This is a genomic window from Pantoea sp. X-Soil-ISGK-259 (assembly GCF_059730705.1).
The window spans coordinates 1,006,751-1,032,635 of sequence record NZ_AP035986.1 but is presented as its reverse complement, the minus strand read 5'-3'; the positions used below and the strand labels follow the sequence as shown (position 1 = coordinate 1,032,635).

Below are 25,885 nucleotides of genomic sequence, written 5' to 3'. Positions count from 1 at the left end.
TTCTCGGTGCCCTTCAAAACCTGTCCGCCCGGCCAGGTCTGTTTGTCTATTCACAGGAGTTGACCGCATGTCATCCAACGCCCCGGCCCGCATCGCCATTGTTATGGGTTCCAGAAGTGACTGGGCCACCATGCAGTTCGCCGCTGAGATCCTCACCAGCCTGGACGTCCCTTTTCATGTTGAAGTAGTCTCTGCGCACCGTACCCCGGATAAACTGTTCAGCTTTGCCGAAACGGCAGCCGATAACGGTTTTCAGGTGATTATTGCTGGCGCAGGTGGCGCAGCACATCTGCCAGGTATGCTGGCGGCAAAAACTCTGGTGCCAGTGCTGGGTGTACCGGTGCAGAGCGCTGCACTAAGCGGCGTGGATAGCCTCTATTCAATTGTGCAGATGCCGCGCGGCATTCCGGTCGGAACGCTGGCGATTGGCAAAGCAGGCGCAGCCAATGCCGCGCTGCTGGCCGCACAGATTCTGGCGCTGCATGACAGTGGGCTGGCGTCACGCCTGACGACCTGGCGTCAGAGTCAGACCGATGAGGTGCTGAACCATCCTGATCCGCGGGTGGATGCATGAAGCCGGTTTGCGTACTGGGCAACGGCCAGCTGGGTCGTATGCTGCGTCAGGCAGGTGAACCGTTGGGGATCGCGGTCTATCCGGTGGGTCTGGAGGCGGATCCTGCTTCCCTGCCCATCGCTGACAGTGTGATCACCGCCGAAATCGAACGCTGGCCGGAGACCGCGCTGACGCGCGAACTGGCGAGCCATCCGGCCTTTGTTAACCGTGATATTTTTCCGCGTCTGGCCGATCGTCTGACGCAGAAACAGCTGCTGGACCAGCTGGGGCTTGCCACCGCGCCATGGCAGTTGCTGGCCGATAAAAGCGAATGGCCGGCAGTGTTTGACTCGCTGGGCGAACTGGCCATCGTGAAAAGCCGCACCGGCGGTTACGACGGGCGAGGTCAGTGGCGTCTGCGTGCTGATGAGACGCATCAGCTACCCGAAGCGTGTTACGGCGAATGTATCGTTGAGCAGGGCATCAACTTTTCCGGTGAAGTCTCACTGGTGGGCGCACGCGGTCACGATGGCACCGTTGTATTCTATCCGCTGACGCATAACCTGCATCAGGATGGCATTCTGCGCACCAGTGTAGCGTTTCCGCAGGCAGACCAGGCTCAGCAGCAGCAGGCTGAATCGATGCTCAGCGCCATTATGCAGGCACTGAATTACGTTGGCGTAATGGCAATGGAGTGTTTCGTTACGCCTGATGGGCTGCTGATTAATGAGCTGGCGCCCCGCGTGCACAACAGTGGTCACTGGACGCAGAACGGTGCGTCGATCAGCCAGTTTGAGCTGCATCTGCGCGCCATTCTTGGTCTGGCATTGCCACAGCCGATGGTATTTGCGCCGTCGGTAATGGTTAATCTGATCGGCACCGATGTGAATCTCAACTGGCTGCAGCAGCCGCTGGTGCATCTGCACTGGTACGACAAAGAGGTGCGACCGGGCCGTAAAGTGGGTCATCTGAATCTGACCGACAGCGATGCAAGGCGGCTCAAAACAGCACTCAATGCGCTGGTGCCCCTGCTCCCGGAAGAGTACGCCAGCGGCATCGCCTGGGCCGTTGAAAAGCTGTAGTTTCCCGTTACCCGCTTGCGGGTTCTTGGGGCGTTCCGGATAAAGGTTAAAGGCGGCCTCATGCCGCCTTAGTCAGCCCTGCCTTATGCCGCATCAAACTTCCTGAACAACGCCTTCCCTTTCAGTAACCGAATCCCAAGCCAGCCACCGCACAGCGATAACAGCAACGCGCCGCATAACGGCAGTGCCAGCCATAATGTCCAGTCAGGCTGCCACGGGAAATCGAAAATCTTTGTCTGTAATCCCCATAGCGCCGCTTCTGCTCCCATCGCGGCCGCCACGCCCGAGACGACGCCGAGCAGGGCAAACTCACACCACAGCGTGGTGCGTAGCAGTCTTTTGCCCGCACCCAGCGTGCGGTAGACCACCAGCTCCTGCCTGCGTTGCCGCATTCCGACCTGAATCTGCGCCAGCAGCAGTAACACACCGCAGGCAGTGACCAGTACCACCATGATCTCCAGCGCCCGGCTGACCTGCGTCAGTACCTGACCGATCTGCTGCATGATGCTGCCGATATCCAGCAGACTCAGCGCCGGAAAAGCACGATTCAGCTGCGCCAGCAGAACCGGATTCGCCTCCATGCGGAAGCTGGTGAGCCAGGTCTGCGGCTGGCTGTCGAGCGCCCCCGGCGGGAAGATAAAGAAGAAGTTCGGCTTCAGGCTTTCCCAGTCCACTTTACGCAGGCTGGTAATACGTGCGCTGAACGTCTGCGTATCGCCGTCGAACGTCAGGGTATCGCCGAGCTTCAGCCCCAGCCGATCCGCCAGTTCCACTTCCATCGACACTTCACCCGCTTTTGGTGGCCAGTTGCCTGCCACCAGCGGATTGTGATCCGGGCGATCGGCCAGTTCCGTCAGGTTGAGCTCACGGTTCAGGGCGTTATCCAGCTTCGGATCGGCCGGTTTGCCATTGAGTTCACTAAGCCGTACTCGCGCAATCGGGTAAAAGGTCCCGGGCGCGATCTGATGCGACTGCAGGAAGTCACGCACCTGCGGCACCTGATCGGCCGTCATGTTCAACAGGAAGAAGTTCGGGCTATCCGCCGGTAACTGCTGCTGCCAGCGATCCAGCAGATCGCCACGCATTACCAGCAGCAGCGCCAGCAGCATAAACGACAGTGAAAAAGCGGCGAGCTGGCTCAGCGTCATGCCGGGCTGGCGCAGCAGCCGGTTGATCGCCAGTCGCAATGCCAGATTGCGCACCACCAGCCGACGCAATAGAAGCAGAGTTCCCCAGCCGAGTAACGCCAGTAATCCTGCCAGCACCACCACACCCGCCAGCAGCGCCCAGAGCATTTTACTGCCGCCGACCAGCAGCGCTAACAGCGTCACGACCACCACGATCATTACCGGAATATAGAACTTCAGCGGCCAGAGATTTGCCACCGCATCGCGCCGCAGCACCCGCAGCGGCTGGGTTGCCAGCAGCAGACGATAGGGACGCAGTCCCACCAGCAGCGAAATTACAAACAATGAACCCACTGCCCAGATCCATGGCCAGACGCTGGCTGCCGGTAAGCTGGCAGGCAATACCGGTTTCAGCATCGCCATCAGGATCGCTTTCACACCCTGCCCCACCAGGCCACCGGCAATCGCCGCCAGCAGCAGCACCGCCAGCCACTGACCGATGATTAAGCGCTGCAACGCGCCGTGCGTCGCACCCAGGGTTTTCAGCACCGCCACCAGATCGTAGCGGCTGCGGCAGTAGTGACTCATGGCGACCGCCACGGCTGCAATCGCCAGCATCAGCGTCAGCAAGGCCGAGAGCAGCAGGAATTGTTGCGCGCGCTGCATCGAACGGCCCAGCGCATCTTCCGTGTTCTCAACGCTGATCCAGCGCTGATCCGCCTTCAGCTGCGGCTCAATCCAGCGGTCATAGCTGGTCAGCTGGTCAGGATTACCAGAGAATTTATAGCGCCAGGTGATGCGGCTGCCCGGCTGAATTGCACCGGTTTTCGCCGCATCTGCCAGGTTAATCAGCAGACGTGGCGCCATCTCAAACGGGTTAAAGCCGCCATCCGGCTCCTGAATTACCTCGCCGCTGATGCGCAGCTGGGTGTCTCCCACTTCCAGCGTATCGCCCACTTTCAGATTGAGCAGCGCCATCAGGCGCGGTGCTGCCAGCGCGGTGCCTGCCTGCGGTCTCAGCCCCGGAGGTTGCGTCTGTAAGGTGCCAAACATCGGATAGCGATCATCGACCGCTTTGACTGAGGCGAGTTGTGGCGACTGCCCGGCAAAGGTCATGGTCATGAAAGTCAGTTGAGAACTGACCGTCAGGCCGTTTTCCTTCGCTTTTTCCAGCCAGGCTTCCGGGGCAGCTTCAGTGCTACGCAGCGTGCGGTCACCCGCCATAAAATCACGACTCTGCTGATTCAGCCCTTTTTCCATGCGATCGCTGATTGAGCCCAGCGCCAGTACACAGGCTACCGCCAGCGTCAGAGCCAGCCAGACGATCAGCAGTGAGGGGGAGCGCCACTCGCGCCAGAACCAGCGCCAGATCATTGCTCCTCCCACAATTTTCCGTCACGCAGCCGCAATCGACGGTCGCAACGCGCCGCCAGCTGTTCATCATGCGTCACCAGAATCAGCGTGGTGGCGAAGTCGCGATTAAGAGAAAACAGCAGGTCGGCAATACGGTCACCCGTTTTACGATCGAGATTGCCGGTGGGCTCATCGGCAAACAGCAGGCCCGGACGACCGCTGAAGGCGCGGGCCAGCGCGACCCGCTGCTGTTCGCCGCCGGACAGCTGGGCGGGCAGATGATGCAGACGCTCACCCAGCCCGAGTAGCGTCAACAGTTCACGCGCCTGTTCGCGGCTCTGGCGATCGCTGTCGCCGCGCAACAGTGATGGCAGTTGAACGTTTTCCTGCGCATTCAGAGTCGGTACCAGCATAAATGACTGAAACACAAAACCAACCTGCCGGGCACGCAGTGCTGCACGCTGCTCTTCATTCATCTGGTGCAGCGGCTGACCCAGCAGATGCACTTCACCGCTGCTGCCATCGTCCAGCCCGGCCAGAATGCCCAGCAGGGTAGACTTGCCGGAACCCGACTCGCCAATCAGCGCAATGGTCTCGGCTGGTTTGACAACCAACTCAACTCCGGTGAGGATGGTTAACTGATGCTCTCCCTGACCGACGGACTTAGTAAGATGATGAACTTCAACAATGTTTTCCGCTGGCATTATCCCTTCCTGTTATTGATTCTTCTGCTGGTATCCCGTCTTGCTGCTGCAGATACCCTGATGGTGCTGGGCGACAGCCTGAGTGCGGGCTATCGCATGTCTGCCACTGCGGCCTGGCCCAGCCTGCTTGATAAGCAGTGGCAGCAGAAACCGAAAGTGGTCAACGCCAGCATCAGCGGTGATACTGCTGCCCAGGGACTGGCGCGCCTGCCTGCGCTATTAAAACAGCATAAGCCGCAATGGGTGTTAATCGAACTGGGCGGTAACGATGGTCTGCGCGGTTTCCCGCCCGACGCTATCGCACAGAATCTGAGTAAAGTGATCGACGATGTCAAAGCCGCTAATGCGAAACCCTTGCTGATGCAGATCCGTCTGCCCGCCAACTATGGCCGCCGCTACACCGAGGCGTTCAGCGGCATCTATCCGGAGCTCGCACAGCAGCATGCCATTCCTCTGGTGCCCTTTTTTATGGAGCAGGTCTATCTGAAACCCGAATGGATGCAGCAGGATGGTATTCATCCGAATCCTGATGCTCAGCCGTTTATCTCTGCGTTAATGGCAAAAGAACTGGCCCCCTTAGTTAAGCAGCCGTAACGCGCCAGGATGCGCAAATAGGGTAAATAAATGCAAAAAACTATTCTGATTACAGGTTGTTCAAGCGGCATTGGCCTGGTCGCCGCCCACGATTTACTGGCGCGAGGTTACCGGGTGATCGCCGCCTGCCGCAAAGCCGACGATGTCGCGCGTATGAACACGCTGGGTTTTACCGGGCTACAGCTCGATCTGGACGATCCGCAGAGCGTGGATCAGGCAGCAGATGCGATACTCGCGTTATGCGATAACCGTCTGGATGCGCTGTTTAACAACGCCGGGTTTGGCCTCTATGGACCGCTTCGTACCCTCTCCCGTCAGCAACTTGAACAGCAGTTTTCCAGCAACTTTTTCGGTGTACATCAATTAACGCTGCGGCTGTTACCTGCGTTACAAGCCAGCGGCGATGGCCGCATTGTGAATACCAGTTCGGTGCTGGGACTGATCTCCACGCCAGGCCGGGGCGCGTACGCTGCCAGTAAATATGCACTGGAAGCCTGGAGCGATGCACTGCGGCTGGAAGTGCGCAGCAGTGGCATTCGGGTCAGTCTGATAGAACCGGGACCGATTGAGACGCGCTTTACCGATAATGTGACGCAGGGCGAACAGCATAATCCCGTGCGTAACCCCGGCATCGCGGCACGCTTCACCCTGCCACCGGAAGCCATTCTGCCTAAACTTCGTCACGCACTCGAGAGTAAACATCCACGTTTACGCTACCCGGTGACACTGGTCGCACACGTAATGAGCCTGTTGAAACGGTTACTGCCTGGCTGGATGCTGGATCGCATTTTGCGCAGCCATTAATCAGGCCTGCGTAATAGCGCTTGAAGCCGGGCCAGTTGGCCCCATATTCTTAGAACACTTTTTGCAAAGAGACTTATCCATGTCACCACAAGCTTCTATCATCGACATCAACGAATCTAACCTGCAGCAGACCCTTGAGCAGTCGATGCAGCTGCCGGTGCTGTTCTACTTCTGGTCTGAGCGCAGCCAGCACTGTCTGGAGCTGACGCCGGTGCTGGAGCGTCTTGCCCAGGAGTACGCGGGTCAGTTTATCCTCGCAAAGCTGGATTGTGACAAAGAGCAACGGGTGGCCTCGCAGTTTGGTCTGCGTTCAATTCCGACCGTCTACCTGTTCCAGGATGGCCAGCCGGTCGACGGCTTCCAGGGACCACAGCCAGAAGAAGCGATCCGCGCCCTGCTGGAAAAAGTGCTGCCGCGCGAAGAAGAGCTGAAAGCGCAACAGGCGATGGCGCTGATGCAGGAAGAGAAACCGCTGGAGGCGCTGCCGCTGTTAAAAGATGCGTGGCAGTTGAGCAACCAGTCCAGCGAAATTGGTTTCCTGCTGGCGGAGGTGCTGATTACCCTGAACCGCAGCGATGAAGCGGAGGCAGTGCTGAAAGTGGTGCCGCTGCAGGACCAGGATACCCGTTATCAGAGCCTGATGGCACAGATCGATCTGCTGAAACAGGCTGCGGATACGCCGGAGATTCAGCAGCTGCAATCCGAGCTGGAAGCGGACCCGACTAACGCCGGACTGGCTGCTAAACTCTCGTTACAGCTGCATCAGGTGGGTCGTAATGAAGAAGCACTGGAACTGCTGTTCAGTTTCCTGAAATCCGATCTTAATGCCGCTGATGGCCAGGCGCGTAAAATGCTACAGGAAATTCTGGCCGCGCTGGGAACCGGCGATGCACTGGCTGCGCGCTATCGTCGCCAGCTCTACTCCCTGCTGTATTAAACAGCAGTACCACGGGCCGAAGCGACTCGGCCCGTTAATCTGACAATGCGGAGGTTGTATGATTACTGTTATTCCTGCCCTGATTATCCTGGCACTGGTAGCGGTCTGGGCGACCGTTAAAATCGTGCCACAAGGTTTTCAATGGACGGTCGAGCGCTTTGGCCGTTATACCCGCACCCTGCAGCCAGGATTAAGCCTGGTAGTGCCGTTCATGGATCGTGTCGGTCGTAAGATCAACATGATGGAACAGGTACTGGATATTCCCTCGCAGGAGATCATTTCTAAAGACAACGCCAACGTCACCATCGACGCCGTCTGCTTTATTCAGGTTGTTGACCCTGCGCGTGCCGCCTATGAAGTCAGCAATCTTGAGCAGGCTATCCTGAACCTCACCATGACCAACATGCGTACTGTTCTTGGCAGTATGGAGCTGGACGAAATGCTGTCACAGCGCGACAGCATCAACACCCGCCTGCTGCACATCGTGGATGAAGCGACGAATCCGTGGGGCGTTAAGATCACCCGCATCGAGATTCGTGACGTGCGTCCGCCGCAGGAACTGATTGGCGCGATGAATGCGCAGATGAAAGCGGAGCGAACCAAACGCGCCGACATTCTCACAGCCGAAGGTGTACGGCAGGCGGCAATCCTGCGCGCTGAAGGGGAAAAGCAGTCGCAAATCCTTAAAGCCGAAGGTGAACGTACGTCGGCATTCCTTCAGGCAGAGGCGCGTGAGCGTCAGGCTGAGGCAGAAGCTAACGCCACGAAAATGGTCTCTGAAGCGATCGCAGCAGGCGATATTCAGGCGATCAACTACTTCGTGGCACAAAAATACACCGATGCGCTGCAAAAAATCGGTGAGGGGAATAACAGCAAAGTCGTCATGATGCCGCTGGAGGCAAGCAGTCTGCTGGGTTCAATTGCAGGCATCGGTGAACTGCTGAAGGACTCACGCACTGAGTCGAAACGCTGATGCTGGCCGACATTATCGCGCACCCGCACTGGTTCTGGCTGACGCTGGGTGGATTACTGCTGGCGGCTGAGATGCTGGGCACCAGCGGTTATCTGCTGTGGAGCGGTCTGGCGGCGGTTATTGTCGGCCTCATTGAATGGTTTATGCCAGTGAGCTGGACGGCACAGGGCTCCCTGTTTGCCGCGATGACGCTGGTGTGTGTTTTTTTGTGGTATCGCTGGATGCGCCACCGCGAGGCGCATCAAAAACCCAACGCTCTGAACCAGCGCGGCAGCCAGATGATCGGGTTGCAGCTTACACTGGATACCGCCCTGCACAACCGCACCGGCCATGTGCGCATCGGGGACAGCAGCTGGCGTGTTGAGGCAGATCGGGATCTGCCTGCGGGCACAGCGGTGGTCGTGGTGGGTGTTGAGGGCATCACACTGCGTATTCAGCCACGCTGACCGCAGCATCCGGCCAGATTATTGATGATGGGACACTCGGCACTGTCATCGCCGGGACAGGCGTCCGCCAGCGCCAGCAGGCGTGCGCGCATGGTATGCAATTCTTCAATGTGGGCCGCGATTTCATCAGCTTTCTGCAGCGTGCGGGCTTTGACATCAGCACTGTGGCGCGAGGGATTATTGAAAAACGCCACCAGCTCACGACACTCATCCAGCGTGAACCCCACCTGACGCGCCTGACGTAACAGGTTTAGCTCGTCAATGTGATGACCGCTATACGTGCGGTAACCATTTTCACTGCGCAACGGCGGTGTCACCACGCCTTTCTCTTCGTAAAAGCGAATCGCCTTGCTGGTCAGCCCGGTCTTTTTCGCCACATCGCTGATGTTCATTTGCGTCCCCTTGACCTTCCCCTTGATGGAAGGTTTATGCTTAAGCATGAATCGGAACTGACCAATTCGTCAAATGGGATTACAGAAGGAGTTGATTATGTCACACACTATTTCCCTGGCACTCGACGGCTTATCCTGCGGTCACTGTGTCAAACGCGTCAAAGAGGCACTGGAACAACGCGACGATGTTGATTTGGCTGAGGTCACTCAACAGGAAGCGCAGGTTTCTGGTCAGGCGGATGCGGCCGCGCTGATTGCTACTGTGGAACAGGCGGGTTATCACGCCACGCTGAAAACAGCAGACGCCTCCCCAAAGTCTGAACCGTTGACAGCATCGGAGCCGCCGCCGGAGGCGCTGACAACGGAGACCGCTTCTCATCCGGCAGAAAAAGCGTTGCCTGCCCATATGCTGCTGATTGAAGGCATGACCTGTGCCAGTTGCGTCAGTCGTGTTGAAAAAGCGCTGCAGCAGGTTACCGGTGTCAGCCAGGCACGGGTCAATCTCGGTGAACGCAGCGCGCTGGTGCTGGGCAATGTTGACCCGCACCAGCTTGTGGCTGCCGTCGATGCCGCGGGTTATGGCGCGCAGGTCGTGGATGACGAGCAGGAGCGACGTGAAAAACAGCAGCACAGCGCTCGCCGTGCCATGCGGCGTTTCAGCTGGCAGGCTGCTGTCGCCCTGGCGTTTGGCGTGCCACTGATGATCTGGGGCATGGTGGGCAACAACATGATGCTCACCGACAGCAACCACACCACCTGGCTGGCGCTGGGCGTCGTAACCCTGCTGATCATGGTCGTGACCGGCAGCCACTTTTATCGCAGTGCCTGGCGCAGTTTACGCAATGGCAGCGCCACCATGGATACGCTGGTGGCACTCGGCACAGGCGCCGCCTGGGTCTACTCCTTTAGCGTGGTGCTGTGGCCCGACTTTTTCCCGCCGCAGGCACGCCATCTCTATTTTGAAGCCAGCGTCATGATTCTGGGACTGATCAATCTGGGACATGCGCTGGAGCAGCGGGCGCGTCAGCGATCGTCTAAGGCGCTGGAACGCCTGCTTGATCTGACGCCGGCCCAGGCGCGGCTGGTCGATCAACAGGGTGACCGGCTGATCCCGGTAAGCGACGTCCAGCCTGGCATGACGCTGCGCCTGGTCACCGGCGATCGGGTTCCGGTCGATGGTGAAATCGTCACGGGTGAAGCCTGGTTTGATGAAGCGATGCTTACCGGCGAAGCGGTGCCGCAAAGCAAAAATCCGGGTGCGGCGATCTTCGCCGGCACGCTGGTGCAGGACGGCTCGGTTGAATTTACCGCACGGGCCACCGGGAATCACACCACCCTGTCGCGCATTATCCGGCTGGTACGTCAGGCACAGAGCAGCAAACCGGATGTGGGACGTCTGGCCGATCGTATCTCTGCTGTTTTTGTTCCGGTCGTGGTGCTGATTGCACTGCTCAGCGGCGCAGTGTGGTATCTGTTCGGGCCACAGCCACACATCGCTTACATGCTGGTAATCGCGACTACCGTCCTGATTATTGCCTGCCCCTGTGCGCTGGGACTGGCGACACCGATGTCAATTATTGCCGGTGTTGGACGTGCCGCTGAACTGGGCGTGCTGGTCCGCGACGCCGATGCCCTGCAGCGCGCCAGCCAAATCGACACGCTGGTGTTTGATAAAACCGGTACTCTCACCGCCGGTAAGCCGCAGGTCAGCGAGGTGCTGGTCTGGGGTGATGCCAGCCGTGAATCCGTGTTAGCGACTGCGGCCGCGCTGGAGTTTTCCTCGGGTCATCCGCTGGCGAAAGCGATTGTCGCTGAAGCGAAACTGACGCAACCGCCTCAGTTAGCGCAATTTCGTACAATACGCGGTAAAGGGGTCAGCGGTATTCTGGATGGCAGAACGCTGCTGCTGGGTAATGCTGCACTGTTACACGACAGCGGCATTGATTATCAGGTGGCAGAAGCAGAGATTGCGCGCCTGACACAACAGGGGGCAACGCCGGTGTTACTGGCGGAACAGGGCCAGCTAACCGGTCTGATTGCGCTCCGCGATCAGCTTCGGCCAGAAAGTGGCGCCGCCCTGAAGCGGCTGCATCAGCAGGGTTATCGCCTGATTATGCTGACCGGTGACCATGAAAATACCGCGCGCGCCATTGCAGCCGAAGCCGGTATTGATGAAGTCATTGCTGGCGTGTTGCCGGATGGCAAAGCGGCTGCCATTGAAGCCTTACAGCAACAGGGCCGCCGCGTTGCGATGGTCGGTGATGGTATCAATGACGCGCCTGCGCTGGCGCAGGCCGAAGTGGGCATTGCCATGGGCGGCGGCAGCGATGTCGCCGTGGAAACGGCAGGCATTACATTAATGCGTGCCGACCTGAACAGCGTGGCGGATGCGTTAGCGCTCGCTTCTGCGACACTGCGCAATATCCGGCAGAACCTGTTTGGCGCATTTATCTATAACAGCATCGGTATTCCGGTGGCTGCGGGTGTGCTCTATCCGCTGACCGGTACTCTGCTTAGCCCGATTGTGGCGGGTGCAGCGATGGCGCTCTCCTCTATAACGGTGGTCAGCAATGCAAACCGCCTGCTGCGTTACCAACCGCCGCGCCAGTAATCGCCTTTTCAGCGCTGTTTTTCGTTCTCTGAAGTCGCTAGCATGGCGTTTTGAACCGCAAGGATTGGGAATGACAGGCAACATCTGGCGCTCACTGCGCGGCTTTATCAGCCAACTTTTTCCCGCCAGTTACCGCTGGCCTGCGATGGATGTCCGGCTTGGCGATCGTCAGTTGCATCTGGTGGGCAGCATCCATATGGGAACGCGCGACATGCAACCGTTGCCGCCGCGCCTGCTGCATCTGTTGCAGCAGGCGGATGCGCTCATAGTGGAAGCGGATATTACGCAGGGTGGATCACCCTTTGATCACCGGGGCGATCGTCCAGCACTCACGACACGGCTGGAGAGCAGTACGATGCAAACGCTCACCGCACTGTGTCAGGAGATGAGTCTCAACCTGAGCCTGCTGGATAACCTGCCCGCCTGGCAGGTGGCGCTGATGTTACAGGCACAGCAGGCGCAAAGACTGGGATTGCGACCTGACTACGGCATCGATTATCAGTTGCTGCAGGCAGCAAAAGATCTGAACAAGCCGGTGATTGAACTGGAAGGCGCAGATGCACAGATCGCCCTGCTGACCGCACTGCCGGATGACGGTATGGCGCTGTTACAGGATACACTGCTGCACTGGCATACCAATGCGCGACTGCTGCAGATGATGGTGAGCTGGTGGCTCGATACGCCGCCACGCCAGCCGGAAATTACCCTGCCCGCCACGTTTAGTCAGGCGCTGAATGATACGTTGATCGGTCAGCGCAATGCGCAATGGTGTGACAGCCTGCGAGGGCTCGCGGCAGGAAACTATGTGGTCGCGGTCGGCGCGCTGCATCTGTACGGCGAAGCTAATCTGCCTGATATGCTGAAGAAGCCCTGAAAAAAAGAGAGCCGATAATGTTATCGGCCCGTCAAAGAGGAATTTGTTTATGATTTTGGTTATCGCCAGCAATCAGATTGCGGGCGCGAGGCCAATTTTACGCAAAGAACAAAATTTCGCCACCTTTTTCAATGGATCTGCGCAATAAGATTTTTCTTAGTAAGGAGCCCGTATGACGCCCGCCGTAAAATTGCTGGAAAAACAAAAAGTCAGCTTCGTCCTGCACCCCTATGAGCATGACAGTCACGAAACGCATTTTGGTGATGAAGCCGTGCGCAAACTCAATCTGGATGCGCGGCAGGTGTATAAAACGCTGCTGGTGGCGCTGAATGGCGAGGCGAAACAGCTGGCGGTGGCGATTACGCCAGTTTCGACACAGCTGGATCTCAAGAAGGTGGCAAAAGCGCTGGGCGCGAAGAAAGCAGATATGGCCGATCCCCAGCTGGCGCAGCGGGTTACCGGTTATCTGGTGGGCGGTATCAGTCCACTGGGGCAGAAAAAACGGCTGCCTACGGTGATTGACCATTCTGCCCGCGCGTTTGACGCCATGTTTATTTCAGGCGGTAAGCGTGGACTGGATATCGAACTGGCACCACAGGATCTTTCGCGGCTGCTGGACGCCCCGTTTGCGGATATCGCCCGCCACGATTAAACCCGTGGCTGGGCGCAAAGCTGATCGATCATCCAGCGGCCCGCCGGGCCAGGTGGCGTGCGTCGCGACCATACCACCTCAATGGCGATATGCTGCGGCCAGCCCGGCATCGACAGCTCTTTCAGGACGTCATGTCCAAACTGCTTCACCAGCCAGCGCGGCAAAACAGTCCAGCCAAATCCCTGCTCCGCCATCTCTAACAGCAGTAAGTACGTGGGTGCCGACCAGATTCGTCCCATCGGCGCGGGTTCAGAGGCCTCAACCCAGGTGTTTAGCCGCAGGTGACGAACGCCTTCCAGCTCGCTTTCGCTGACGGTACTAAGCTGCGCCAGCGGATGATCGCGATGTAAAAAGACGGCCATCTGCGCTTCAACCTGCAGTCGTGCTACCGCAATATCCACCGGCAGATTAGGCTGTGCCCGCACCACACCCAGATGGACCCGCCCGGCCTGCAGCAGATCCAGCACATCGCCATCCTCGGCAATCATGACCTCCAGTTCAATCTCCGGATAACGGGCATCAAATTGCCTGAGCAGATGCTCGTGGTGATCGGTTTGCCAGAAATCGGACATAGCAAAACTCAGCCGGGGCTCAACGCCCTGCGACAGACGTATCGCCAGCGCATCCAGCCGCTCACTGGCGGCGAGGATTTGCTGAACCTGAGGAATAACACGGCGTCCCTGCTCGGTCAGGATGGGTTGACGACCGGCGCGATCAAACAGCACGAAACCGAGATCATCTTCTAAATTTGCCACTGCTGCGCTGATGGTGGACTGACTTTTACCCAGCGCGCGCGCCGCCGCAGAGAAAGAACCGCTCGCCACGGTCTGCATAAAAGCCTCAAGGGATTCCGGGGAGTAACGCATCTGAACCATCGCTTTTTTCGATAGGTGTTCATTTTATCTTAGCATTCTGACGTGTGAAAATGCGCCGCATTATTCAAGGAGAATTAACAATGCGTACCCGCTCAATTAAAGAACGTATTCTTCATGCTGTCTGCTTTGAAACGCTGGCGATTCTGACCGTTTCGCCGCTGGCGGCATGGGTGATGAATAAGCCGCTGTTTCAGATGGGATCGCTGGCGATTATGCTCTCAACGGTCGCGATGCTATGGAACATGATTTATAACAGCGGATTTGACAGGCTCTATGCGCCGGGCCAGAAACGCGGACCCGGCGTGCGTGTGTTACATGCACTGGGGTTTGAAGGCGGATTTATCCTGATTGGTCTGCCGATTGCCGCCTGGATGCTGGATATCTCCCTGGGTCAGGCATTGCTGGTAGAAGTGGCCTTTTTCCTCTTCTTCCTGCCCTACACCATGGCCTACAACTGGGTATGGGACAAACTGCGCGAGCGCTGGATTAGACGTCACTCCTGCCAGGCGTAAGAAAAAAGGGAGGCGCAAGCGCCTCCCGGTGAGTTCAATGCGTGGCGGCTGTCTGGTTCCCCCACGGCCAGATCCACGCCAGAATCATTTTGGGATAATTACGCTTCCGCGCTTTTTCCGCCGCCTCATCCCGCGCCTTAATCTGCTCATCCGTCAAATGCACGATCTGCCCTTTCGGCTCATAGTCGCTGGCTTTCACTGGCGAATGCGCCTTAATGAAGTCGCGCAGCACCTGCGCATCAACGGCTCCACTGTTGGCATACCCGGGGTGATTATCCAGACGCGGGTAACCGTCGCCACCTGCTGCATTGAAGCTGTTGGTCGCCATGCGATAAATCTGCGTGTCCTGCAGCGGTTTACCGTTAATGCTGACGTTGCTGACCTGCTTACCGTAGGTGGTCAGGCTGATGCCGGCAAACTGCGCGTAGCCGCCTGAATCAGGCTGAATATTAGCAACGACATCCAGATATTTTTTGATCTCCGCACCGGTCAGGGTGACCGAAACCACCTGATTGCCAAATGGCTGAACCTGCAACAGGTCACGCCAGTTCAGCTTGCCTGCTTTCAGTGAGGTACGAATACCGCCACCGCTCATCACCGCAAAATCGGCTTTGGTGAACGCCATCTGGGCGCGCAGAATCAGCTGGCCCAGATTCGTCTGCTCAAAGCGAACCTGCTCTTTTTCACCACTGAAATTGCCGTCAGCGCTGCCAACATTCATGATTAACTTCGCCTCTGCACGTTTCTGGAACGGCATCAGCAACTTCATCATGGCGGTGTTTTTCGGGATCTCTTCCTGCCAGGTCAGCCAGGTTTCGCTGCCATCTGCATTCTTTATCTTATGTTTGAGGTTAACCGGCACCAGCTGATAAGCCTCCAGCGTCACCTGACCATTACGGAAGGTGAAGTCACCGCGGCCGACATATTTGCCCCACTTGTCGGCCTGCATAATCCAGATGCCATTTTGCTTATCCGGCTCACACGGCTGGCCTGGCTGATAATTTTTTACGCTGACGTTCTCTTTTTCCATGCAGACCGCATCATGCGAATGACCGCCGACAATCAGGTCGATCGTTCCGGCAGGCAGGCTGCGCGCCAGCGTGACATCACCTATGCCGTTGCTGCCGTGTTTACCGTCGTCATAGTGGCCCAGATGGGTCAGCGCGACAATCACGTCCGGCTTCTCGGTGGCGCGCAATTCAGCCACCGCTTTCACCGTTTCTGCGACCGGATCGCGGAACTCGGTATCTGTCAGTCCGGCCGGATTAGCCAGTTTCGCCGTGTCCGGGGTGATAAGCCCGACCACCGCGATCTTTAATCCGAGACGGTTGAATACCGCCCAGGGTTTGAACAGGCGCTGACCGGTGCTTTTTTGATACACGTTGGCGGCCAGTAGCGGGAATCTCGCCCACTTCTCCTGCTTACGCAGGACCGCGATCGGCTTGTCGAATTCATGATTGCCCAGCGCCATCGCATCATAGCCAATGAGATTCATCGCGCGGAAATCGGGTTCAGCGTCCAGCTCATCGGACTCCGGCACGCCCGTGTTCACATCACCGGCAGAGAGGATCAATGCGCCGCCGCCGCGGGACTGAACATCGTAGCGCATGGTATCCATCAGGGTTTTCTGCGCGGCCAGGCCATACTCACCCTGTTCATTAAACCAGAAATGACCGTGCTCATCGTTGGTGTGCAGCAGACTGAAACGATAGGTGCGATCGGCCTGGGCGGCCTGTGAAAACAGCGGCATCACGGCCACCAGCAGTGCCATGCCCACCCCTGTCCATTTAGATAACAACACTGAGACTCTCCTTAATTTATCGTCTGGCCCGACTTTCTGCCGCTTTGCCCCACTGTGTCGCACATTCCCCCGGCGAACTCAAGGCCAATGCACATTCATCTGCCTGACACGCCCTGATCTTTTTATTTCTGATCCGCCTTTGATGAGCAGGACAGCCCTGCAAAGCGGCGTTAGTGCGATAACGCGCTTTACCAGTGACCCTGTCCGGTTATTGGTGGAGAGTGCAGATACAGGCAGTAAACGCTATTGCTGACCTCCCTGCTGACTGCTGTAAAAAGTGCCGCTGACAGAATTTAACTGCTCTGCACACACATTTATCTCTTTTTCACGCCAGAACGGCATCATTTACTGCATCTGATATTTATTTCTCATCCCCTGGTCTGAAGCGTCAAATCAGTGAATATTGCGGATAATGAATAAAAACACCCACTCAACTGTACATTTGACTTTTTTTCGTGGTTTTTTAAGGTATTCCCGCAAATTGCTCAGCGAAAGAATAGATTTTGTTTTAAACTCATTTGTTACAAGCGGACACATTTGTATACAAGGAGACAGGCATGCATCACACCACACCGCTGATCACTACCATTGTCGGAGCACTGGTTCTGGCATTTCTCCTTGGGATGCTGGCAAATCGCCTGCGAATTTCTCCCCTGGTCGGCTACCTGATAGCTGGCGTGCTGGCCGGTCCCTTTACTCCCGGCTTTGTTGCAGATACGAATCTGGCCCCTGAACTGGCAGAACTCGGCGTTATCCTGCTGATGTTTGGTGTCGGCCTGCACTTCTCGATGAAAGATCTGATGTCGGTAAAGTCGATCGCCATTCCCGGTGCCATCGCACAGATCGCGGTCGCGACGTTACTGGGAATGGGATTATCGTGGACGATGGGATGGTCATGGATGACGGGCCTGGTGTTTGGTCTGTGCCTCTCTACCGCCAGTACCGTGGTGTTACTGCGCGCGTTAGAGGAGCGACAGCTGATCGACAGCCAGCGTGGACAGATAGCGATTGGCTGGTTGATCGTTGAAGATCTGGTGATGGTACTGACGCTGGTGCTGCTGCCTGCGATTGCCGGCATGATGGAACAGGGTAACGCCAGCGCCGGACTGCTGGTCTGGGACCTGCTGTGGACGATTGGCAAAGTCGCCGCCTTTATGGTGCTGATGATGGTGGTGGGACGCCGTGCTGTGCCCTGGATTCTCGCCCGCAGCGCCGCCACTGGCTCACGCGAGCTGTTTACACTGGCGGTGTTAGCTCTGGCCCTGGGCATCGCCTTTGGTGCGGTTGAATTCTTTGATGTGTCGTTTGCGCTGGGCGCTTTCTTCGCCGGTATGGTGCTGAACGAGTCGGAACTGAGCCACCGCGCTGCGCGCGATACCCTTCCGCTGCGCGATGCGTTTGCCGTACTGTTCTTTGTGTCGGTCGGCATGCTGTTTGACCCGTCGATTCTGGTTACGCAGCCGCTGGCGGTGCTGGGCGCGCTGGTCATTATTGTGGTGGGTAAGTCAGTCGCTGCCTGGCTGCTGGTGTCGCTGCTTGGCCATTCGCGTCGTACGGCTCTGACCATTTCGGTCAGCCTGGCGCAGATTGGTGAGTTCGCCTTTATTCTGGCCGGCCTGGGTATCTCACTTGGGCTGCTGAATGATGAGGGCCGCAATCTGGTGCTGGCCGCCGCCATCCTGTCGATTATGCTGAACCCGATTCTGTTTACCCTGCTTGAGCGTTTCCTGGCGAAAACGGAGACGATGGAAGAGCAGACGCTGGAAGAAGCAATTGAAGAAGAGAAGCAGATCCCGGTCGATTTCTGCAATCACGCCGTGATTGTGGGTTATGGTCGTGTTGGCAGCCTGATTGGCCAGAAGCTGCTTGAAGCCAATGTTCCGCTGGTGGTGGTTGAGAATTCCCGCACGCGTGTTGAAGCACTGCGCGAGCAAGGCATCAAAGCCGTGCTGGGAAATGCGGCTCGCGCGGACACCATGGAACTGGCCCGACTCGACTGCGCCCGCTGGCTGTTGCTGACCATCCCGAATGGATATGAGGCGGGAGAAGTGGTCACCGCCGCGCGTGAAAAACATCAGAATATCGAGATTATCGCCCGCGCTCACTATGACGATGAAGTGGAGTACATCATGGAACGTGGCGCCACTCGCGTGGTGATGGGTGAGCGTGAGATTGCCAGCAGTATGCTGCAAATTCTGCAGGATGAGATGACGCAGGGCGAGGATTTACAGGCCTGCGACGTAGTGCGCTGATTAAGTCTGGCCCGTATAGCTGTGATACCGAGACGGCACAGGGAACAGGTTCAGATCGGAAAGACGCAAAAGCCGTCATCCATGACATGCTCGGCCCGCGCCGTCCTGGCGCGGGACGCTTTCCTCTTCTGACCCTGTTCCCTGCGCGTTGAATTAATCCATTGCTGTCAGATTCACCCTCATTTAAGTTTGCAAACTGTCTGCCGCCCTGTGGCGACCCGCTTTACCGATCCCAGTAAGACTCTTCCAGACTGTCTTCCCGCTCCGGCAGGCCGCGGGTTAAACGCGGCGAATGCTGATTCAGCACCTGATAGCTGACACGGTTGGCATATTTACACACCTGCGCCAGCGACGAATAGGTCAGATACGGACGCGCATGTTTGCTGGAGTTAGGCACATTCAGGCTGTGATAGTTATTGGCGGTGATGTCATGCAGTAACGCCGCCAGCGCCCCATCACCGGCACCGTTGGTGTTCATGATCTTTTCCGGTCCGCCCATATAAGGCGCGATGTGCGAGAAAACACGCAGCGGCTGCTGGCAATCCTGCTGGCGCATTACGCGGCTGAACTCGTACTGGTTGAACTCAGCAATCGCACCCGGCAACAGCGGATGATTGGTTTTACGTTTGAACTCGTCTTCGGTGTAGCCCGCCATGTAAAGCCCAATCGGGCCGGCGGTGCAGAGCACCAGATCCACCCAATCCAGCGCCATATTGGAAGCGAGCAGTGGATCGGCTTCGCCGGTCAGCGCCAGCGCTTCCTCTTCATTCATGGCCACAATGCTGACATGATCACGCAGGAAGTCCCGCCAGAACTCAGGATTATCGCCAATCACATGCTTGGTGCCCAGCGTCAGCACCACCGGCACGTTGTGACGTTTGGCATACTCAATCGCCCGTAACGTCGCCTGCGGCATCGGCTCACCTTCGGCGCAGCGCACCAGGTAAGAGGTCAGTACCAGTGCAGAGGCACCGGCAATCACCTCTTCCGGCACGTTATCCGGATGTAACTGGTTCATCTGGCCTGGGCTGATAGCAAACGTTCGCTCGCCATGTTCACCAATCAGCGTAAAGCAGCGGCCAATAGCGCCATCGACACCCTGCAGATAGTTGAGATCGACCCGGCTTGACGTGTTACAGAGATAACGATAGGCGTAGCCGCCAATCTGGATGTTATTGCACATAACACCCAGCAGCACCGAGCGGTCATCAGCCAGTACCGAGAAGTTATGCAGCGTGTTACCGATGGTGCCACCGGCAAACTGATGGGTGATCAGCGCTTCGCGCATCAGCTCGTTATAGAGCGCTTCCGCGACGGCATTATCGATGACCAGCGAGTGCCCGGCACTCAGGCCGTAGCGCTCAAGAAAAGCGTCATCGACTTTTGCTTCGATATCCACCAGCGTCTGGTCGATACCCACCACCCAGCTGCCGGCATCAACGTCGTGTTGTGCGGGTTGTAACAGGGGATCGCGTGCGCTGACGGGAAAGTAGTGTTTGGATTTGCGTTTGCCGGGAAATTTCATCGGGAGGTGCCGTCTGGAAAAACAGGCGGAGAATGATATCACACTCTCCGCCTGCGCTTTAACGGCGTGCGTCGACCAGTTGCGCCATCATGTCGATATGCGCCTCATCGGCGTTCAGCGCAGGGATATACTCAAACTTCTCACCACCGGCATGCATGAAGATCTCGCCGTTTTCGCCACTGATCTCCTCAAGCGTCTCCATACAGTCAGAGGAGAAGCCCGGACTCATCACCTGAACATGCCTGATCCCTTTGGCGGGCAGGCTTTCCATGGTTTTGTCGGTGTAAGGCATCAGCCAGGGTTCACGACCAAAACGTGACTGGAAGGTCATCATGTACTGACCGTCACGCAGACCCAGCGCTTTAACCAGGGCCGCTGTGGTATCCGCACAGCGCTGCGGGTAGTCATCGCCTTCGTTGGCAAAACGCTGCGGAATGCCGTGGAACGATAACACCAGCAGATCGGGCTGACCGTGCCGCTCAAATGAGCGCTCCACCGTCGCTTTCAGCGCGGCGATATAGGCCGGATGCTCGGCATAGTCGCGAATAAACTGCACGTCAGGCAGCGAACGGTAATCTTTGAATACGGCGGTCAGACCATCCCACACTGAGGCCACAGTGGAGCAGGAGAATTGCGGGTAGAGTGGCAGCACAATCAGGCGGGTCACGCCCTGCGCCATCAGCTTATCGACTGCACTTTTCAGGCTCGGGTTACCATAGCTCATGCCCAGCTCGACGGGCATATCAACACGGGCCGCCAGGGCATCGCGCTGACGCATGCTGTAAACCAGTAGCGGTGATCCCCCTTCCATCCAGACCGATGCGTAGAGTTTAGAGACGCGTGGCGAGCGAAACGGCAGAATGACAGCATTGAGAACCGGCCACCAGAGCCAGCGCGGCGCATCAACCACGCGCGGATCGCCTAAAAATTGTTTCAGATAGCGTTTAACTGCAGGTGTGGTTGGGGCGTCTGGCGTACCTAAATTTACCAATAACACGCCGGGCTTATCTTGCCTCATTGGAGTTCCTTGATGACAGCGGGGATGCGTGAAAACGGGGAAATTGTAGCGGAATTAGTGGGAGGTAAAATCGATTACTGCAAAAGGGGCCAGTAATACCGGCCCCGTTGAGCTTAGCCGAGGATCTTAGCCAGCTCAGCACTCACTTCGGTCACCTTACGGGTCCCGTCGATTTTGTGATAGGCGGTGTTGCCCGCTTCCGCTTCTTTGCTGTAGTAAGCAATCAGTGGCGCGGTCATCTGATGGTATTCCACCAGGCGCTTACGCACGGTCTCTTCCTGATCGTCTTTACGCGTGGTCAGCTCTTCGCCGGTCAGATCATCTTTGCCTTCCACTTTCGGTGGATTAAAGGTGACGTGATAAACGCGGCCAGATGGGGTGTGAACACGACGGCCCACGATGCGTTCAACAATCAGTTCGTCCGGTACGGCAAACTCCAGCACGTGATCAACCTTGATCCCGGCCTCTTTCATTGCATCTGCCTGAGGAATGGTGCGCGGGAAACCGTCCAGCAGGAAACCGTTTTTGCAGTCTTCCTGAGTGATACGCTCTTTGACCAGCGCAATCACCAGCTCATCGGTCACCAGTTTGCCAGCATCCATAATGGCTTTCGCCTGGTTGCCCAGCTCGCTGCCTGCTTTTACTGCTGCACGCAACATGTCGCCGGTGGAGATTTGCGGAATACCGTACTTCTCCATGATGAATTGGGCCTGAGTCCCCTTACCTGCGCCCGGAGCTCCGAGCAGAATAATACGCATTGCGTAAATCCCCTTGCGAATCGCATTGATCTATCTTAGAAGCGGAAGAACATACCATTATGACCCGCTCATCACAAGGAAGGGCGCGGATCGCGCAGGGTGACTTTAGCGGCTTTCTGGCCCTGACCCCGACCCGCCCGGCCTGACTGACGCTTTTTCAGATTTACCACCTGCGCTGAGCAGAAATTGCAGTCGCCGACTCAGATGATGCGTCATATTCACGCTTTTTTTGCCGCTGCCCCGCACGTTAGCATTCAGCTGCAGCCTCGCCAGCTGCGGCCATTTCACCACATCGTCCGCATCTGACAGCGCAGAGATCAGCGAGGCCGGAACATTAAAGCTGGCGAACGGCAAACCAGGCTGATGACAGGAGTTCAGCGGCAGTGGGGATGACAGGGAAAGCGCATCGACGGTGGCAGCATTGTAGGGGCGCCACAGCGGATCGTCGAAGCGGCGCAGCGCCTCATACGTGGCGTTAAGAGTCAGTCCCTGTTCAAATAGCCGCAGTTCGCTGCGCACCAGCGTACTGAAGTCATGGGTCCGCAACGCTACGAGCACCAGATCGCTGCAGATCTCAGCGTGGCGATCCAGCCGGGTAACAAACAAATGGGATTCATCGATCAGTCTTTGATGCAGCACGCTGGCGAAGCTCTCGCTCGCCTCAGTCACGCCCTGATTCTGGCAATCCTGTAAGGGACGCACGCGGCCATTCGGCAATTCGATATGAGGAACCAGCATAATGCTGCCTGCTATCAGCGGAACCGCTGGCAGGTTACTAAGTTCGGTGATCGGATAACGCGAGGCGTAGCGCTGCTGATTACGTGCCTGCTCCTGACGCAGAAAAAGCTGAGAAAGCAGGACCTGCGCTACATGCAGTGAGGGCGCGAAGAAGAGATCGAATTGCTCCAGCCGGTAAAAGCGTGAGAGCGCCAGGCGTAACCGATGGCGCGCCTCTGCTGACGTTTCAGAGGATAAAGGGCTGTGAGCCATGGTTGTCTCGCTTCAGGGAGTGTGCGGCGTGAGCGCAGGTTAAGCGAGGCGGAATATCGGTGAAAAAAACACAGATATAAGGCTGAGTCAACCCGCCAGAATTTGCTTTACAGAGTAGAGGAATGCGGCTGGACATTAAAATGATATAAATTAACAATCCCTGTTAGGTTTCTGCACAGGAGATAGGGATGAACGGACTGCCACCACTCAGAGCGCTGCACTATTTTCACCAGGCAGCCTTACACAGCAGCTTTAGTGTGGCGGCTGAACATCTGCATGTGACCCACAGCGCCATCAGCCATCAGATTCGCCAGCTGGAGAGCTGGATGGGTAAGCCGCTGTTTGTCCGTAGTCATGGCCGCGTGAAACTGACCGCACACGGCGACCGGCTGCTTCTGAGCTGTCAGCAGGCATTCAGTGAGTTACGCAGCAGCTGCGAGACTATTCGCACCGGCCTGCTTCAGCAAATCCGGGTCTCCTGTGCTCCCAGCTTTTTGTCACAATGGCTGATCCCCCGAATCGCCAGCTTTTACCAACGCTATCCGGAGATTGAAGTTCACTTTCTGCCGCTCGCTGAGATCGCGCAACTGCGCAGCGAACATGTGGATGTACTGATCCTCAGCCATGGCGATCCACCTGAACCCGATTTAGACGCCACGCTGGTCAGCGAGGATGAGATTGGACCGCTTTGCGCACCGCATTTTGCCACGCAACTGCGGGTCGGAGAGGATCTGGTAGCACTGCCTCTGCTCCATGCAGATACCCGACGGCACGCCTGGTCAGAGTGGGCGGTCCAGACCGGAGTCAGGGGTCGCTTTAATAGCGGTAAACATTTTGAGACGCTGTCGCTGGGCATTCAGGCCGCACGAAGTGGTCTGGGTGTTCTGATGGCACCGCGTTTGCTGGTTCGCAAAGAGCTGGAAGATGGCACGCTGATCGCCCCGCTGGGCTTTGTTCCCGTGGAGCGTGCGACCTGGATGATGACGAAGCAGAGCCGTCGTCAGGATACAGAGATCCGTGTGTTTCGTGACTGGCTGCGTGAGGCCGCACAGCCATAAAAAAAGCCGGTGAAAACCACCGGCCTGTTGCCGTTATGCGGTCAGCAGCTGGTTCATGCGGCGGATAAACTGGTTTGGATCGTCCAGCGTACCGCGCTCTGCCAGCAACGCCTGATCCAGCAGCAGCTCAATCCACTCACCGAAGCGTGCTTCATCCTGCGTATCCGCAACACGTTTCACCAGCGGGTGATCCGGGTTGATTTCAAACAGGTACTTCACTTCCGGCACTTCCTGTCCAGCCGCCGCAAACAGCTTCGCCATCTGCGTGGTCATCTCGTTGGCATCGGTAGTCACAATCGCTGGCGTGTCGGTCAGACGATGGGTCAGACGCACCTCTTTCACGCGTTCGCCCAGCAGATTTTTCACACGCTCAACAAATGGCTCCAGCGCTTTTTCCGCTTCTTTCTGCTCTTCGGTCTCTTCATCCGCCAGCTTGCTCAGCGACTCATCCGCTTTGCTGACCGACTGGAAGGTCTTACCGTCGAACTCAGTGAGGTAGCTCATCATCCATTCGTCGATGCGGTCAGAGAGCAGCAGCACCTCGATGCCTTTTTTGCGGAACAGCTCCAGGTGCGGGCTGCTCTTCGCAGCGGCATAGCTGTCAGCAGTGATGTAGTAAATCTTCTCCTGACCTTCCACCATGCGGCTGACGTAGTCTTCCAGTGAAATGGTCTGTGCTGAACCTTCGCTCTGGGTGGTGGCGAAGCGCAGCAGTTTCGCAATCGTTTCCTGGTTGGCGTTATCTTCCGCCGGACCCTCTTTCAGCACCAGGCCGAATTCATTCCAGAAGGTCTGGTATTTCTCGTTGTCATCTTTCGCCAGTCTTTCCAGCATCTGCAGAGTACGCTTCGTCAGCGCAGCACGCAGGCTCTGGGTCACGCGGCTATCCTGCAGGATCTCGCGGGAGACGTTGAGCGGCAGATCACTGGAGTCAATCAGACCACGCACAAAGCGCAGGTAATTCGGCATAAACTGCTCAGCATCGTCCATGATAAAGACGCGCTGCACATAGAGTTTCAGGCCATGTTTCTGATCGCGGTTCCACATATCAAATGGCGCACGCGCCGGAATGTAGAGCAGGCTGGTGTACTCCTGCTTACCTTCCACCCGATTGTGGCTCCAGGCGACCGGATCGCTGTAGTCATGGGCGATATGTTTGTAGAACTCGTTGTACTCGTCGTCGCTGATCTCAGCTTTGTTGCGGGTCCACAGCGCCTGGGCTTTGTTGATCTTCTCCCAGTGAGTTCCCTCGCCCTCTTCATCTTTGCTCTCGATCTCAACCGGCAGCGCGATGTGATCGGAATATTTACTGATGATGCTGCGAACGCGCCATGCGTCCAGGAACTCATCTTCGCCTTCGCGCAGATGCAGCGTGATCTCAGTACCACGATCGGCTTTCTCGATCTCAGCCAGGGTATATTCGCCCTCGCCCGCAGATTCCCAGAACACACCTTCATCGGCAGATGCGCCCGCAGCGCGGGTACGAACGGTGACTTTATCTGCCACGATAAAGGCAGAGTAGAAGCCCACACCGAACTGACCGATCAGCTGGCTGTCTTTAGCCTGGTCGGAGCCGAGGGATTCCAGGAAGGATTTGGTGCCCGATTTGGCGATAGTGCCGAGGTTCTCAATGACCTCATCGCGACGCATACCGATACCATTGTCGCTGAGCGTGAGGGTACGGTTGTCCTTATCAACAGAGAGACGAACGCGCAGCTCGCCGTCACCTTCATACAGGCTGGAATCTGACAACGCGCGGAAACGCAGTTTGTCTGCCGCATCCGAGGCATTGGAAATCAGCTCACGCAGGAAAATCTCTTTGTTTGAATAGAGAGAATGGATCATCAGGTGCAGAAGTTGTTTTACTTCCGACTGAAAGCCACGGGTCTCTTGTCCTTTCATGGTCATTGCTACCTCAACAAAACAGGTTGAACAAACGTTGTTGAGGTTGATGTGGGGATGACGCGGGGGTTTTCAAGCCGGTGTCTTTCACA

General features: G+C 57.1%; 23 protein-coding genes. 13 read left to right on the top strand and 10 right to left on the bottom strand.

What is annotated here, in order from left to right:
* Positions 1-67: 67 nt before the first annotated feature.
* Together purE and purK are read left to right on the top strand one after the other, a co-directional pair.
* Positions 68-574, top strand: a complete 507-nt coding sequence (gene purE, locus AC6I77_RS04695) for a 5-(carboxyamino)imidazole ribonucleotide mutase (RefSeq protein WP_003849444.1) — start codon at positions 68-70, stop codon at positions 572-574.
* Positions 571-1,635, top strand: a complete 1,065-nt coding sequence (gene purK, locus AC6I77_RS04690) for a 5-(carboxyamino)imidazole ribonucleotide synthase (protein WP_039659113.1) — start codon at positions 571-573, stop codon at positions 1,633-1,635. Before purE ends, purK begins: the two co-directional genes overlap by 4 nt.
* Before the next feature lie 83 nt (positions 1,636-1,718).
* Here the strand turns inward: purK and ybbP are convergent, their stop codons facing one another.
* A complete protein-coding gene (gene ybbP, locus AC6I77_RS04685; protein WP_497816737.1) occupies positions 1,719-4,136 on the bottom strand; it encodes a putative ABC transporter permease subunit YbbP in 2,418 nt (805 codons plus the stop codon).
* The gene (gene ybbA, locus AC6I77_RS04680) at positions 4,133-4,819 is read right to left on the bottom strand and encodes a putative ABC transporter ATP-binding protein YbbA (RefSeq protein WP_010259059.1); all 687 of its coding nucleotides are present in this window, start codon (positions 4,817-4,819) and stop codon (positions 4,133-4,135) included. Before ybbA ends, ybbP begins: the two co-directional genes overlap by 4 nt.
* Here ybbA and tesA point away from each other — a divergent pair.
* The 5 genes from tesA to AC6I77_RS04655 all read left to right on the top strand — a co-directional run bounded on the left by tesA (position 4,787) and on the right by AC6I77_RS04655 (position 8,573).
* The gene (gene tesA / locus AC6I77_RS04675; protein WP_181162210.1) at positions 4,787-5,413 is read left to right on the top strand and encodes a multifunctional acyl-CoA thioesterase I/protease I/lysophospholipase L1; all 627 of its coding nucleotides are present in this window, start codon (positions 4,787-4,789) and stop codon (positions 5,411-5,413) included. The two genes, ybbA and tesA, sit on opposite strands and share 33 nt — an antisense overlap.
* Positions 5,414-5,443: 30 nt before the next feature.
* Positions 5,444-6,217, top strand: a complete 774-nt coding sequence (locus AC6I77_RS04670) for an SDR family oxidoreductase (protein ID WP_003849434.1) — start codon at positions 5,444-5,446, stop codon at positions 6,215-6,217.
* 79 nt (positions 6,218-6,296) lie between these two features.
* Complete coding sequence (locus AC6I77_RS04665) at positions 6,297-7,154, top strand: co-chaperone YbbN (RefSeq protein ID WP_003849432.1); 858 nt, start codon at positions 6,297-6,299, stop codon at positions 7,152-7,154.
* 58 nt (positions 7,155-7,212) lie between these two features.
* Positions 7,213-8,127: an SPFH domain-containing protein gene (locus AC6I77_RS04660; protein ID WP_003849430.1), complete on the top strand. Its 915-nt coding sequence runs from the start codon at positions 7,213-7,215 to the stop codon at positions 8,125-8,127.
* A complete protein-coding gene (locus AC6I77_RS04655) occupies positions 8,127-8,573 on the top strand; it encodes an NfeD family protein (protein WP_003849428.1) in 447 nt (148 codons plus the stop codon). Before AC6I77_RS04660 ends, AC6I77_RS04655 begins: the two co-directional genes overlap by 1 nt.
* On the opposite strand, the gene cueR is transcribed toward AC6I77_RS04655, so the two are convergent.
* Positions 8,561-8,965 (bottom strand): Cu(I)-responsive transcriptional regulator, encoded by a 405-nt coding sequence (gene cueR / locus AC6I77_RS04650; protein WP_003849426.1) that lies wholly within the window; start codon positions 8,963-8,965, stop codon positions 8,561-8,563. The genes AC6I77_RS04655 and cueR overlap by 13 nt on opposite strands.
* 97 nt (positions 8,966-9,062) lie before the next feature.
* Between cueR and copA the strand changes: the two genes are divergently transcribed.
* From copA to ybaK, 3 genes are all read left to right on the top strand, one after another.
* Positions 9,063-11,576: a copper-exporting P-type ATPase CopA gene (gene copA, locus AC6I77_RS04645; RefSeq protein WP_187512767.1), complete on the top strand. Its 2,514-nt coding sequence runs from the start codon at positions 9,063-9,065 to the stop codon at positions 11,574-11,576.
* Between the two features lie 70 nt (positions 11,577-11,646).
* A complete protein-coding gene (locus AC6I77_RS04640) occupies positions 11,647-12,450 on the top strand; it encodes a TraB/GumN family protein (RefSeq protein WP_140033631.1) in 804 nt (267 codons plus the stop codon).
* A gap of 172 nt (positions 12,451-12,622) precedes the next feature.
* A complete protein-coding gene (ybaK, locus tag AC6I77_RS04635; protein ID WP_003849421.1) occupies positions 12,623-13,102 on the top strand; it encodes a Cys-tRNA(Pro)/Cys-tRNA(Cys) deacylase YbaK in 480 nt (159 codons plus the stop codon).
* On the opposite strand, the gene AC6I77_RS04630 is transcribed toward ybaK, so the two are convergent.
* Positions 13,099-13,968, bottom strand: coding sequence for a LysR family transcriptional regulator (locus AC6I77_RS04630; RefSeq protein ID WP_033742998.1), 870 nt, complete (start codon positions 13,966-13,968; stop codon positions 13,099-13,101). The genes ybaK and AC6I77_RS04630 overlap by 4 nt on opposite strands.
* An 89-nt stretch (positions 13,969-14,057) precedes the next feature.
* Here AC6I77_RS04630 and AC6I77_RS04625 point away from each other — a divergent pair, with 89 nt between their 5' ends.
* Positions 14,058-14,489, top strand: a complete 432-nt coding sequence (locus tag AC6I77_RS04625; protein WP_003849418.1) for a multidrug/biocide efflux PACE transporter — start codon at positions 14,058-14,060, stop codon at positions 14,487-14,489.
* A 34-nt stretch (positions 14,490-14,523) separates the two neighbouring features.
* On the opposite strand, the gene ushA is transcribed toward AC6I77_RS04625, so the two are convergent.
* A complete protein-coding gene (ushA, locus tag AC6I77_RS04620) occupies positions 14,524-16,290 on the bottom strand; it encodes a bifunctional UDP-sugar hydrolase/5'-nucleotidase UshA (RefSeq protein WP_497816736.1) in 1,767 nt (588 codons plus the stop codon).
* 557 nt (positions 16,291-16,847) lie between these two features.
* On the opposite strand from ushA, the gene ybaL reads away from it, so the two are divergent.
* A complete protein-coding gene (gene ybaL, locus AC6I77_RS04615; RefSeq protein ID WP_003849412.1) occupies positions 16,848-18,542 on the top strand; it encodes a YbaL family putative K(+) efflux transporter in 1,695 nt (564 codons plus the stop codon).
* A gap of 223 nt (positions 18,543-18,765) precedes the next feature.
* Here the strand turns inward: ybaL and AC6I77_RS04610 are convergent, their stop codons facing one another.
* The 4 genes from AC6I77_RS04610 to AC6I77_RS04595 all read right to left on the bottom strand — a co-directional run bounded on the left by AC6I77_RS04610 (position 18,766) and on the right by AC6I77_RS04595 (position 22,833).
* Positions 18,766-20,067: an inosine/guanosine kinase gene (locus AC6I77_RS04610; RefSeq protein ID WP_003850408.1), complete on the bottom strand. Its 1,302-nt coding sequence runs from the start codon at positions 20,065-20,067 to the stop codon at positions 18,766-18,768.
* A 58-nt stretch (positions 20,068-20,125) separates the two neighbouring features.
* Complete coding sequence (gene hemH / locus AC6I77_RS04605; RefSeq protein WP_497816735.1) at positions 20,126-21,085, bottom strand: ferrochelatase; 960 nt, start codon at positions 21,083-21,085, stop codon at positions 20,126-20,128.
* A gap of 113 nt (positions 21,086-21,198) precedes the next feature.
* Positions 21,199-21,843 (bottom strand): adenylate kinase, encoded by a 645-nt coding sequence (gene adk, locus AC6I77_RS04600; protein WP_003850412.1) that lies wholly within the window; start codon positions 21,841-21,843, stop codon positions 21,199-21,201.
* 105 nt (positions 21,844-21,948) lie between these two features.
* Positions 21,949-22,833, bottom strand: a complete 885-nt coding sequence (locus AC6I77_RS04595; protein WP_003850414.1) for a DUF6024 family protein — start codon at positions 22,831-22,833, stop codon at positions 21,949-21,951.
* Positions 22,834-23,021: 188 nt separating this feature from the next.
* On the opposite strand from AC6I77_RS04595, the gene AC6I77_RS04590 reads away from it, so the two are divergent.
* The gene (locus tag AC6I77_RS04590; protein WP_078804164.1) at positions 23,022-23,891 is read left to right on the top strand and encodes a LysR substrate-binding domain-containing protein; all 870 of its coding nucleotides are present in this window, start codon (positions 23,022-23,024) and stop codon (positions 23,889-23,891) included.
* Positions 23,892-23,924: 33 nt separating this feature from the next.
* Here the strand turns inward: AC6I77_RS04590 and htpG are convergent, their stop codons facing one another.
* Positions 23,925-25,799, bottom strand: coding sequence for a molecular chaperone HtpG (gene htpG, locus AC6I77_RS04585; RefSeq protein WP_008924917.1), 1,875 nt, complete (start codon positions 25,797-25,799; stop codon positions 23,925-23,927).
* Positions 25,800-25,885: the final 86 nt, after the last annotated feature.

Coding starts and splice junctions, on each gene's coding strand:
- adk (WP_003850412.1), bottom strand. CDS start 21,843: ATGCGTATTATTCTGCTCGGAGCTCCGGGCGCAGGTAAGGGGACTCAG.
- AC6I77_RS04610 (WP_003850408.1), bottom strand. CDS start 20,067: ATGAAATTTCCCGGCAAACGCAAATCCAAACACTACTTTCCCGTCAGC.
- copA (WP_187512767.1), top strand. CDS start 9,063: ATGTCACACACTATTTCCCTGGCACTCGACGGCTTATCCTGCGGTCAC.
- AC6I77_RS04665 (WP_003849432.1), top strand. CDS start 6,297: ATGTCACCACAAGCTTCTATCATCGACATCAACGAATCTAACCTGCAG.
- AC6I77_RS04625 (WP_003849418.1), top strand. CDS start 14,058: ATGCGTACCCGCTCAATTAAAGAACGTATTCTTCATGCTGTCTGCTTT.
- hemH (WP_497816735.1), bottom strand. CDS start 21,085: ATGAGGCAAGATAAGCCCGGCGTGTTATTGGTAAATTTAGGTACGCCA.
- AC6I77_RS04630 (WP_033742998.1), bottom strand. CDS start 13,968: ATGCGTTACTCCCCGGAATCCCTTGAGGCTTTTATGCAGACCGTGGCG.
- ybaL (WP_003849412.1), top strand. CDS start 16,848: ATGCATCACACCACACCGCTGATCACTACCATTGTCGGAGCACTGGTT.
- htpG (WP_008924917.1), bottom strand. CDS start 25,799: ATGACCATGAAAGGACAAGAGACCCGTGGCTTTCAGTCGGAAGTAAAA.
- purK (WP_039659113.1), top strand. CDS start 571: ATGAAGCCGGTTTGCGTACTGGGCAACGGCCAGCTGGGTCGTATGCTG.
- purE (WP_003849444.1), top strand. CDS start 68: ATGTCATCCAACGCCCCGGCCCGCATCGCCATTGTTATGGGTTCCAGA.
- ybaK (WP_003849421.1), top strand. CDS start 12,623: ATGACGCCCGCCGTAAAATTGCTGGAAAAACAAAAAGTCAGCTTCGTC.
- AC6I77_RS04595 (WP_003850414.1), bottom strand. CDS start 22,833: ATGGCTCACAGCCCTTTATCCTCTGAAACGTCAGCAGAGGCGCGCCAT.
- AC6I77_RS04590 (WP_078804164.1), top strand. CDS start 23,022: ATGAACGGACTGCCACCACTCAGAGCGCTGCACTATTTTCACCAGGCA.
- ybbP (WP_497816737.1), bottom strand. CDS start 4,136: ATGATCTGGCGCTGGTTCTGGCGCGAGTGGCGCTCCCCCTCACTGCTG.
- AC6I77_RS04655 (WP_003849428.1), top strand. CDS start 8,127: ATGCTGGCCGACATTATCGCGCACCCGCACTGGTTCTGGCTGACGCTG.
- ybbA (WP_010259059.1), bottom strand. CDS start 4,819: ATGCCAGCGGAAAACATTGTTGAAGTTCATCATCTTACTAAGTCCGTC.
- AC6I77_RS04640 (WP_140033631.1), top strand. CDS start 11,647: ATGACAGGCAACATCTGGCGCTCACTGCGCGGCTTTATCAGCCAACTT.
- cueR (WP_003849426.1), bottom strand. CDS start 8,965: ATGAACATCAGCGATGTGGCGAAAAAGACCGGGCTGACCAGCAAGGCG.
- tesA (WP_181162210.1), top strand. CDS start 4,787: ATGATGAACTTCAACAATGTTTTCCGCTGGCATTATCCCTTCCTGTTA.
- AC6I77_RS04660 (WP_003849430.1), top strand. CDS start 7,213: ATGATTACTGTTATTCCTGCCCTGATTATCCTGGCACTGGTAGCGGTC.
- AC6I77_RS04670 (WP_003849434.1), top strand. CDS start 5,444: ATGCAAAAAACTATTCTGATTACAGGTTGTTCAAGCGGCATTGGCCTG.